This window comes from Sphingomonas sp. (assembly GCF_030145815.1).
Taxonomy (GTDB): domain Bacteria; phylum Pseudomonadota; class Alphaproteobacteria; order Sphingomonadales; family Sphingomonadaceae; genus Sphingomonas.
Genome location: NZ_JAIXHL010000007.1, coordinates 174,383 through 183,969 on the forward strand (window position 1 = coordinate 174,383; position 9,587 = coordinate 183,969).

A 9,587-nucleotide genomic window follows, 5' to 3' on the forward strand; every position below is an offset into this window, starting at 1 on the left:
CTTCGATCAGAGTGATCGACGCGGCGGAGCGGGGCGGAAGTGCCAGATTTCGCCTTTAGCCTGCGCCAGAACCCCGGCCTGGGTGGCGGAGGACCCGGCGTCGAGTGCGTCGAGCAGGGATTCGATGTTGGTCGAATCGCCCCAATTGCCCTCGGTTACCCCGTCGATCAGGCGGACATAGCCGATCGCTTCGCGCGCCAGCCTCCGCCGCAGCTCGCGGGGCAGCCCGCTCATGTCGATGTGCCGCTCCGAAACACCGCTGGGCAGCGTCCGCTCACGCCCGATCCAGTCCATCATCGCGGCCAGAGCGGCATCGTTCTCCCCGCAAATCCGCGCGGATCGCGCCAGCGCAACCGGATCGAGCCACGGGTTCTGCGCAAGCAGCTGTCGCATCCGAACGCGGTCGAACCGGTCGTCCGCATTGCTCGGGTCATCGACAAACGGGATTGCGGCCTGCTCGGCAATTGCGCGCAGTTCGGCGCGCCGCCAGTCGAGCAAGGGGCGCACGACCGCAACGCCGTCGACATCCGCAACTGCCGCCACGCCGGCTTTCGGATAGCCCTTGCGCCACCGCTGCCGTTCCCAGCGCCATTGCGTGCGGATACCGCCCAGCCCTCCGGGACCCGATCCACGTCGCGCGCGCATGAGAAACGTCTCAGCCTGATCGTCGCAATGATGCGCGGTCAGCAGCGCGTGCGCACCCGTTTCGATGGCCCATTGGCCGAGCAGATCGTAGCGCAGATGGCGCGCATCGGCCTGCACATTGGATCGGAAGATGCGCCGCGGGGGCTGGAGCGTCGCGTGGGGAATGCCAGCTGTCGCGCACCAATCGGCGACCATCTGCGCTTCATCGGCACTAGCGGCTCGCAACCGGTGATCGACCGTCGCCGCCGCAATGCGTCCGGGAAACGCCGCGCTGGCCAAGGTGAGCATGGCCATGCTGTCGGGGCCGCCAGAAACCGCGAGTGCCAGCGTCCCATCAACCGGCTTTCCGAGCGCCGCCTCCAGATCGCGCCGAAACCGCTCGACCCACACCGGATCGAGCGGGTTCAGCGCGTCAGCGGCACTTGCTGGCGGAACGGCCGGTGGCGACATCCATCTTCATCGCTTCGGAGAGGCGGTCGCCATAGACCTGGGTCAGTTCGTCATAGACCTTGCAGACCTCGCTCGCCGGCTTCTTCATCTTCACCAGCGCTTGCGCCAGGTAATAGAGCGAGTCCGGCGCGCGCTCGCCATTGGGCATCTTCTGATAGTTTTCGAAGAAGGCGGTCGCGGCGAGCGCGGGCTTGCCCTGATCGAGCAGCGCGCGGCCGAGCAAATTCTGGGCATAGCTGGCGCGGCGATGCTTGGGATGCTTCTGCACCACGCTGCGCAGTTCGACGATCGCCTTGTCATATTGCTTGGCCTGCCACAGGCGGAAGCCATAGGTGTAGCTGTCTTCCGCTGCATCGCCCGTGCTCGGGCGCTCGATCCCTGGAACCGGCGCGGTCGGCGTGCTGGTCGTCGGGGCAGGCGTGGTCGGACGCGGCGTCGTGGGACGCGGGGCGGGGGTCGGTGCCGGCGTCGTGCCGATGCCGGTGACCGGGGCGTTGCCGCCGACCGCCGACGCGCCATCCTCCAGCGCCTTCAACCGCGCATCGGTCGAGCGCTTATAGGCGGTGAACGCCTCTTCCAGCTGGCGCAGGCGATACTGGTTCTGCTCGATCTGCCCGGTCAGTGCGGATTGCTGGGATTCAAGCGCACTGACGCGCGCGGTAAGGTCGCTGACCACGCCGCTCGCGGGGATGCCGGGCGCAGGGCTGCTGCGGTCGGGGGTGGTGATCTGCGGCTCGACCGTCTGACCGGCTCCGCCCGGAAACACCTTGCGCTGCACCGCGCGCATCTCGCGCTCCAGCCGGTCGACCCGGCCCTCGATCCCGTCGCGGCTGGTTTGTGCCGCCACCGGCATGGCGATCGACGCCATCCCCGCCAGCACCACCGCCATCGCCGCACTCTTGTTCAGAAACCGCATGTCATTCCCCACCCGCGTACGCTTCGCTCAACTCGTTATAGCATCATTTACTGTGTTGCCGATGCTGACCCCAGCCTTAAGCACCCGGCCCGTCCGCGGGTGCCGGTGTCGCGATCGGCTGTACCACCGGAGAGGGCGGCGCGAAGGAAGGTTGCGCCGTCGGGGTGCGGGTCGGGCTCGGACGGGGTGTCGGCGTGCGCGTCGTGGCCGGCGCCCGGGTTGCCGCAGCGCCCTGTGGCCGCGTCGCGGCTGGCGCTGGTGTCGCCGTCGCCGTCGCGGCAGGGGTCGGCTGACCGCGCATGCGCAGCGCGTCGGCGCTGATCGGCACATCCTTGATCGCGACGCCCGGACGGCCGAGCGGTTCCACCGCGACCCCGTCGATCGTCACCTGTACCGCCTCCGGCCGCCCGACATTGATCATCGGACCATTGGCATCGGCAGGCACGTCATAGCGCTCACCGATCGTCATTTCCTTTTCGAACAGGCGCGCACCCGTCGCGTCATAGATGCGCAGCCACACCGGTTGCTGCGCGATCAGCGTGACCTGCCCGCCGGTCGTGGGCGGCGCAGCCTCGGTCGGTGCAGCGTCGGGCGTGGCGAGCGCGGTCGGCGTCGGTTCGGGTGCAGCGCTGGTGCCGCCGCGGAACAGGTCGGTGCCATACCACAGGCCGACGGCGGCGAGCAGCAGGATCGCCACGATCGCGCCGCCCCAGGCCAGCGCGCTCGGCGGTTCGCGCACCGGATCTTCCGGGTCATAGCTTTCATAGACTTCGCGCGCGGCAAAGGTCGATGCCGTCTCGTCGCGCAGCTCGCGGGCCAGGGCGACCTCATCCGCGCCGACTGCGCGCGCATAGGCCTTAACGAAGCCGATCGCATAGGTGGTCGAAGGCAGGCCTGAATAGTCCGACGCCTCGATCGCCGCGAGATGGCGCAGCGGCACGCGCGTGCGCGCAGCGACATCGGACAATTCCAGCCCCTGCGCCAGACGCGCGTCGCGCAGCTTCTCCCCGACCTTCACCGGAAACAGGTTCGGGGTGTCGCCCGGTTCGCCGTCCATTCAATTCCCTCCGGTGCCTTTGCGTCGCGCCTTGCTGCATTCCTTAAAGGAGTGTCAACGTGCGCACTACCTGAAATGCCGACATGCGTCGGGCTTTTGCGTCAGGCGAGCTCGACGCCGTGTGCGACCGCCCAGTCTTCCAGCGCGGCGCGCATGTCGCGCGGCGGCTTGGCCAGCAACGCCTCCATCGCCGTGACCAGCGCGGCATGGTCCAGGCTCCGCACCATCGCCTTGACCGGGCCGACCGCCGCCGGGGTGATCGACAGGCGATCGATGCCCAGGCCGATCAGCGCCATCGCCTCCAGCGGCCGTCCGCCCATCTCGCCGCACACCGCCACCGGCACGTTTGCCGCATGCGCCTCGCGCGTCACGCGGCGCAGGAAGCGCAGGATCGACGGGGAAAGCCAGTCATAGCGCACCGCGAGCTTGGGATGCGCGCGGTCGGCGGCGAACAGGAACTGGGTCAGGTCGTTGGTGCCGATCGACAGGAAATCGATCTGCGGCAACAGGATGTCGAGCACCTCGGCGAGCGCCGGTACTTCCAGCATCGCGCCGTAGCGGACGTGCAGCGGCAGCTTGTGCCCGCGCCCTTCCAGCCAGCTGCGCTGCGCCTCGAAGATCGCGCGCGCCTGTTCGAACTCCCACGGCTCCGACACCATCGGGAACATCACGCTGAGCGTGCGCCCGGCGGCGGCTTCGAGCAGCGCGCGCGCCTGCACCTTCATCAGGCCTTCGCGGTCGAGCGCCAAGCGGATCGCGCGCCAGCCCATGGCGGGGTTCTCTTCCTCGCCATTCTCGTCATGGTCGAGATAGGGAAGCGCCTTGTCGCCGCCGATATCGACGGTGCGGAAGATCACGGGGCGGTCGCCCGCCGCCTCCAGCACGTCGCGATACAGGCGCTTCTGCCCCTCGCGCTGGGGCAGGGTGGCGGAAACGAGGAACTGGAATTCGGTGCGGAACAGCCCAATCCCATCCGCGCCGGTCAGGTCGAGCGCGGCGACATCGTCGCGCAGGCCGGCATTGACCATCACCGTCACGCGGTGCCCGTCGCGCGTCTCCGGCAACTGGTTGCGCATCGCGGCAAAGGCGGCGCGGCGCTTCTGCGTGATCAGCAGCTTTGCCTCGAACACCTCTTCCATCGCGTGCGTCGGGCGCACCACGACCGATTCCTCGGTCACGTCGAGCAACAGCCGGTCGCCTTCCGCGACCAGGCGGCGGACATCCTTGACCCGGCCCAGCACCGGCACCCCCATCGCGCGCGCGACGATGGTGACATGCGCGGTCAGCGACCCTTCCTCCAGGATCACGCCCTTAAGGCGGCGGCGGTCATATTCGAGCAGCTCGGCCGGGCCGAGGTTGCGCGCGATCAGGATCGAATCCTGCCGCAGCCCCAATTGCGCGGCGGTGCCGAGCTGGCCCGACACGATGCGCAGCAGCCGGTTGGACAGATCCTCCAGATCGTGCATCCGGTCGCGCAGCAAGGGATCGTCGATCTGCCGCATGCGCATCCGGGTGCGCTGCTGCACGCGCTCGATCGCCGCCTCGGCGGTTAGGCCGCTGTCGATCGCTTCGTTGATGCGACGGCCCCAGCCCTCGTCATAGGCGAACATCTTGTATGTCTCGAGGATCTCCTCATGCTCGCCGCCGACGCCGAACTCGGCCTGGCTGGTCATGCGGTCGATCTGCTCGCGCATCTTGTCGAACGCGGCATAGACGCGGTGGCGCTCGGCCTCGGTATCCTCGGCCACGGTATGCTCGATGGTGATGCGCGGCTGATGGAATACGGCGGCACCGGCGGCCATGCCCTCGACCAGCTTGAACCCGGCGATGCGCGCGGTCGCGGTCGGCTGGGCGCGCGTCGATCCGCCCGCGCTTGTGTCAGCGCTGTCGATCAGCCCGGCATTGGCGATCAGCTCCGACAGCACCATCGCGACGGTCTGCAGCGCCTCGATCTCAACTTCTTCGTACTTGCGCGGATCGGCATGCTGCACGGCGAGCACGCCCACGGCGCGCTCCTTGCGGATGATCGGTACGCCGGCAAAGCTGTGGAAGCGCTCTTCGCCCGTTTCGGGGCGATAGGCGAAGTCGGGGTGCGACGCGGCCTCGTCCAGGTTCAACGTCTCGACATTCTTGGCGATCGTGCCGACCAGACCCTCGCCCAGCGCCAGCTTGGTGACATGCACCGCCTCCTGCGCCAGGCCGCGCGTCGCGAACAGTTCGAGCACGCCTTCGCGCAGCAGGTAGATCGAACACACTTCGCTGCGCAGCGACTCCCCGATGATCTCGACCACGGCGTTCAGCTTGGACTGCGCCGGGGTGCGCGACGCCATCACGTCGTGCAACCGCGTCAGGATTTCGCGGGCGGAGGCGGCGGCGGAAACGGGCATAAGCGAATCGCTAACAGATTGCGCGGGCGGGGGCGAGCCTTGCGTCAGACATCGCCGAGGATCAGAATTCTATTGTGGATCGTCGATGCACGCAGCGCGAATTTGCGGTCGGCTGTGATTAGCGGACAGTCCAACTCCATCGCCAGTGCCAGATAAATGCAGTCCGGCAACGGGTGCCCCAAGAGCATTGCAAAGCTCATGGCGCGACCGGCCATCAGCCCGTCGAGTGGATGCGTACCGAGCACCGAGGAGGCCCAAAGTCCGGTCCACGCTGCCGCAATCTCGTCGCCGTCCTCGCGCGTGATGACGCGCTCGTTCACACGGCGGACGATGGCACCGCCGACTTCACTCAGCATCAGGTCGGGCGCTTGAAGCTGGTCGTGCCGATTGAGCAATTCACGGGCGTCGCCGCTATCCGCTTCGTCGAACAGCCATTTGACCGCGACGCTGGCATCGACGACGATCATCCCGCGTCGCGCACCTGACGGATCAGTGCGACACTATCTGAAAAGCTGCCATATTTCTCGGCCATCCGGCGTCGCAGCGCATCCAGCTCATCGAGCACGACGTCACGATCACCGAGTTGTTCTCCCAGCAAATGCCGGGCTTCGGCTTCGATCGAGCGGTGATTTTGACGCGCTTGGATCCGCAGTCGTTCATAGACGCCGTCGTCCAGCTTACGAATGGTGAGCGTAGCCATTCGCCGAAGATAGCATAACGCCAGCAAAATGCAAGCATCGAGCTTCAGGCCGCCCGCTTCTCCAGCGCCGCCGCCGCCTCGGCCATCAGCTGGGCGATGATGTCGGCGACCGGCTCCTCCTTGGTCACCATACCGACCGACTGGCCGGCCATCAGCGAGCCATTGTCGACATCGCCCTCGATCACCGCGCGGCGCAGCGCACCTGCCCAATAATGTTCGATCTGGAGCTGCGCCTCCAGCATCTCGACCTTGCCCTCGTCGAGCAGCTGCGCGACCTCGCGTTGCTTGGCGGTGAACAGTTCGGATGACGCGTTCTTGAGCGCGCGCACCGGGATGACCGGCAGGCGCGGGTCGATCTGGACGCTGGAGATCGCGTCGCGCGCGCTGGCCCGGAAGAACGCTTTCTTGAAGTTGGGATGTGCGATGCTCTCGGTCGCGCAGGCAAAGCGCGTGCCGAGCTGGACGCCCGCCGCGCCCATGTCGAGATAGCCGGCAATCGCCTCGCCGCGACCGATCCCGCCCGCGACGAATACCGGCACCTGTTCCGACACCTCGGGCAGGATATCCTGCGCGAGCACGCTGGTCGAAACCGGGCCGATATGGCCGCCGGCCTCCATCCCCTCGACCACCAGCGCATCGACGCCGCTGCGGATCAGCTTCTTGGCGAGGCTGAGCGCCGGTGCGAAGCAGATCAGCTTGGCGCCATTGCCCTTGATCGCGTCGAGCGAGCCCGCCGGGGGCAGGCCACCCGCGAGGACGATGTGCGTCACGCCATGCTTCGCGCACACGTCGATCAGGTCGAACAGCTGCGGATGCATGGTGATCAGGTTCACGCCGAACGGCTTGTCGGTCAGCGCCTTGGTGCCGGCAATTTCCGCATCCAGCAGCTCGGGCGTCATCGCGCCGCACGCGATTAGGCCGAACCCGCCCGCGTTGGAGATGGCCGAGACGAGGTTGCGCTCGCTCACCCACGACATCGCGCCGCACAGGATGGCGGTTTCGCTGCCCAGAAATTCGATGCCGCGCGCCATGCGGCGCTGAAGGCGCTGTTCACCAATGCTCATGCCGCTCGCCTAGCGCCGGTCTGCGCATTTAGGCAAGCCGCGAGCGGTCAGGGCCCGCATTCCCATACGCCGTCGATCGCCAGCGGCGCGGCGCCGGACGCCTCGACCGACAGCGTTGCGGTATGGCTCGACCCCTTATGTCCGGTTTCACGCGGAGCGCCGCGCGTGATCGATGCCGTCAGGTCGGTGTCGGCAAAGCTGCTGCCCTGCGCCATCGCATCGAATCCCCCGGGTGCGCGCGCGGTCAGCAGCACCGGCGTCGCGCCGCGCATTACCACAGCGGTTGCGCGGCTCGCCTTGTCGACATCGCCCGCGCCGACCAGCAGCAGATCGCTGGTATCGGACAGGAAGGCACAGCGCAGCTCGCCGCTGACCTGCGCCGCCGCGGCCTCGGTTACACGACCGAGCACAAGCGGCGTGGGGCTGGGCGTGGGAGAAGGCGGAATGGCGGATTCGATCGGTGTCGGCTCGGCGTTGCTCGCATTCGGCGGAACCGGGGCGGGTGAGCAGGCGGCGAGAGCCAGGGCGAGGCCGGGGATGACGATGCGCATGGCGCCAACAATGCGGTGGACGCGCCATAGTTCAATACGCAGGATGGGTGCATGTCGCAGATTCGCCGCCTCGGCCTGAATGACGCCGCTGCGCTCGCGGCGATGAACGCGCTGTTCGCGCGGGAATTCGAGGACGAAGAGAGCTATCTGTCCGCGCCGCCCGGGCCGGACCACGTCACGGCGCTGCTCGCCAATCCGCAGTTTATCGCACTGGTGGCCGAGGCCGATGGCGCGATGGTCGGTGCGCTCGCCGCTTATATCCTGCCCAAGTTCGAGCAGGCGCGCAGCGAGATTTATATCTACGACCTCGCCGTGGCGGAGGCGCAGCGGCGGCGCGGCATCGCCACCGCGCTGATCGACGCGCTGCGCCCGATCGCGCGCACGGCCGGGGCGTGGGTGATCTATGTGCAGGCCGATTATGTCGACCCGCCCGCGATCGCGCTCTACACCAAATTAGGGGTGCGCGAGGATGTGTTGCACTTCGACATCCCGGTCGATCCCGACTAAAGCCGCGCCATGATCGATCGCCGCACCCTGCTCGCCGCCGCTGCCGCAGCCCCGCTTGCCGCCTGCGCCCCGCGCCCCACCGCGCCGCGCCAGCCGCTGCGGGTGGTGACGTTCAACATCTGGCACGACGCGGGCAACTGGCCGCTGCGGCTCAAGCTGATCGTCGATGCGCTGCGGGCCGCCGATGCCGATGTCATCGGCCTGCAGGAAGTGCTGCAGGATTCGAAGAAGAACCTGCCCAATCAGGCCGAGACGATCGCCGCCGCGCTGGGCGGCTATCGTGTCGAGTTCATGTCGACCTCGCCGGTCGGCGCGGCCAACCGCTATGGTAACGCGATCCTGACCCGTCTGCCGGTGGTCGAGACCGACACGATCAAGCTGGAGCCGTTCAACGACTATCGCACCGCGCTGCGCGTGCGGGTGCGGAGCGAAGGGCGGCTGGTCGACATCGTCAACACGCATCTGGCGCACCAGCCCGATGCCGGGCCGGTGCGCGCGCAGCAGATCAACGGCCTGCTCGGCTGGCTACCGTCGGACGATGTGCCGCTGGTGCTGATGGGCGATTTCAACGCCCCGCTCGACGAAGCCGCGCTCGCGCCGATCGCGATCCGCGGGCTTGAGCCGGCGCTGGCACCGGGCGCGGTGGACACGACCCTGGTGGTCGAGCGCGGGCACAAGTCGAGGGTGATCGACCATATCTTCGCCGATCCGCGCGCGTTCGAGGTCAGCGGTGCGCGCCGCTTTGCCGATGCGGTGAACGGCGAATTCCCGTCAGACCATTATGCGGTGATGGCGACGCTGACGCCGCGCTGAGCGAAGCGGGGGCGGGAACTCCCCGCCGCTCCAAGCTTTGAAGCGGGGCGGCCCGGGCCCCTCTGGCGATCCCTATGATCGTGATGTCGGACGCATCAAACCGGCCGGGCTGGTGCATGCGGACAGCGTTGCGCGCTGCGCCCTGGCCTGTGCTTCACAGAGCAAAGGATGGACTGATCATGAAACTCATCGCCCTCGCCGCCGCTGGCGCGGCACTGGTCGCTGCGACCCCCGCGCTTGCCGACCGCGCACCGACCGCCACCGAAGCCGCTGCAATCGAGAAGGCGGTGCGCGCCGCCGGCTTCGTCAGCTGGGAAGAGGTCGAGCTGGACGATGACGGCCCCTATTGGGAAGTCGATGACGCGCGCATGCCTGATGGCAAGCGCTACGACCTCAAGCTGCGCCCCGGCACCTATGAGATCGTCAAGCGCGAGCTGGAAGACTGAACGGCTGCGGCACCGGCCCGCTCCCCCACCCGGCCACCCATAGAATATACT

At 67.6% G+C, this 9,587-nt stretch carries 11 protein-coding genes; 3 read left to right on the forward strand and 8 right to left on the reverse strand.

The genetic code is table 11. The features are described from left to right. Positions 1-6 precede the first annotated feature (6 nt). The 8 genes from tilS to KYX69_RS08420 form a co-directional block, all read right to left on the reverse strand. The gene (gene tilS / locus KYX69_RS08385) at positions 7-1,095 is read right to left on the reverse strand and encodes a tRNA lysidine(34) synthetase TilS (protein WP_300496006.1); all 1,089 of its coding nucleotides are present in this window, start codon (positions 1,093-1,095) and stop codon (positions 7-9) included. Further along, the gene (locus KYX69_RS08390) at positions 1,058-2,011 is read right to left on the reverse strand and encodes a tetratricopeptide repeat protein (RefSeq protein WP_300496008.1); all 954 of its coding nucleotides are present in this window, start codon (positions 2,009-2,011) and stop codon (positions 1,058-1,060) included. Before KYX69_RS08390 ends, tilS begins: the two co-directional genes overlap by 38 nt. A 76-nt stretch (positions 2,012-2,087) precedes the next feature. Next, on the reverse strand, positions 2,088-3,068 hold the full coding sequence (locus KYX69_RS08395) for a RodZ domain-containing protein (RefSeq protein WP_300496009.1): 981 nt from the start codon (positions 3,066-3,068) through the stop codon (positions 2,088-2,090). Between the two features lie 101 nt (positions 3,069-3,169). Continuing rightward, positions 3,170-5,455, reverse strand: coding sequence for a phosphoenolpyruvate--protein phosphotransferase (gene ptsP, locus KYX69_RS08400; protein WP_300496012.1), 2,286 nt, complete (start codon positions 5,453-5,455; stop codon positions 3,170-3,172). A gap of 44 nt (positions 5,456-5,499) precedes the next feature. Beyond that, positions 5,500-5,922, reverse strand: coding sequence for a type II toxin-antitoxin system VapC family toxin (locus KYX69_RS08405; protein WP_300496015.1), 423 nt, complete (start codon positions 5,920-5,922; stop codon positions 5,500-5,502). Beyond that, complete coding sequence (locus tag KYX69_RS08410; protein WP_300496017.1) at positions 5,919-6,155, reverse strand: hypothetical protein; 237 nt, start codon at positions 6,153-6,155, stop codon at positions 5,919-5,921. Before KYX69_RS08410 ends, KYX69_RS08405 begins: the two co-directional genes overlap by 4 nt. Before the next feature lie 44 nt (positions 6,156-6,199). Beyond that, the gene (locus tag KYX69_RS08415) at positions 6,200-7,219 is read right to left on the reverse strand and encodes a nitronate monooxygenase (RefSeq protein ID WP_300496019.1); all 1,020 of its coding nucleotides are present in this window, start codon (positions 7,217-7,219) and stop codon (positions 6,200-6,202) included. 47 nt (positions 7,220-7,266) lie between these two features. Continuing rightward, positions 7,267-7,770, reverse strand: coding sequence for a hypothetical protein (locus KYX69_RS08420; protein ID WP_300496022.1), 504 nt, complete (start codon positions 7,768-7,770; stop codon positions 7,267-7,269). Between the two features lie 51 nt (positions 7,771-7,821). On the opposite strand from KYX69_RS08420, the gene KYX69_RS08425 reads away from it, so the two are divergent. The 3 genes from KYX69_RS08425 to KYX69_RS08435 all read left to right on the forward strand — a co-directional run bounded on the left by KYX69_RS08425 (position 7,822) and on the right by KYX69_RS08435 (position 9,536). Continuing rightward, the gene (locus tag KYX69_RS08425) at positions 7,822-8,277 is read left to right on the forward strand and encodes an AAC(3)-I family aminoglycoside N-acetyltransferase (RefSeq protein WP_300496024.1); all 456 of its coding nucleotides are present in this window, start codon (positions 7,822-7,824) and stop codon (positions 8,275-8,277) included. A gap of 9 nt (positions 8,278-8,286) precedes the next feature. Further along, positions 8,287-9,090: an endonuclease/exonuclease/phosphatase family protein gene (locus KYX69_RS08430; RefSeq protein WP_300496026.1), complete on the forward strand. Its 804-nt coding sequence runs from the start codon at positions 8,287-8,289 to the stop codon at positions 9,088-9,090. A 179-nt stretch (positions 9,091-9,269) separates the two neighbouring features. Next, the gene (locus KYX69_RS08435; protein ID WP_300496028.1) at positions 9,270-9,536 is read left to right on the forward strand and encodes a PepSY domain-containing protein; all 267 of its coding nucleotides are present in this window, start codon (positions 9,270-9,272) and stop codon (positions 9,534-9,536) included. Positions 9,537-9,587: the final 51 nt, after the last annotated feature.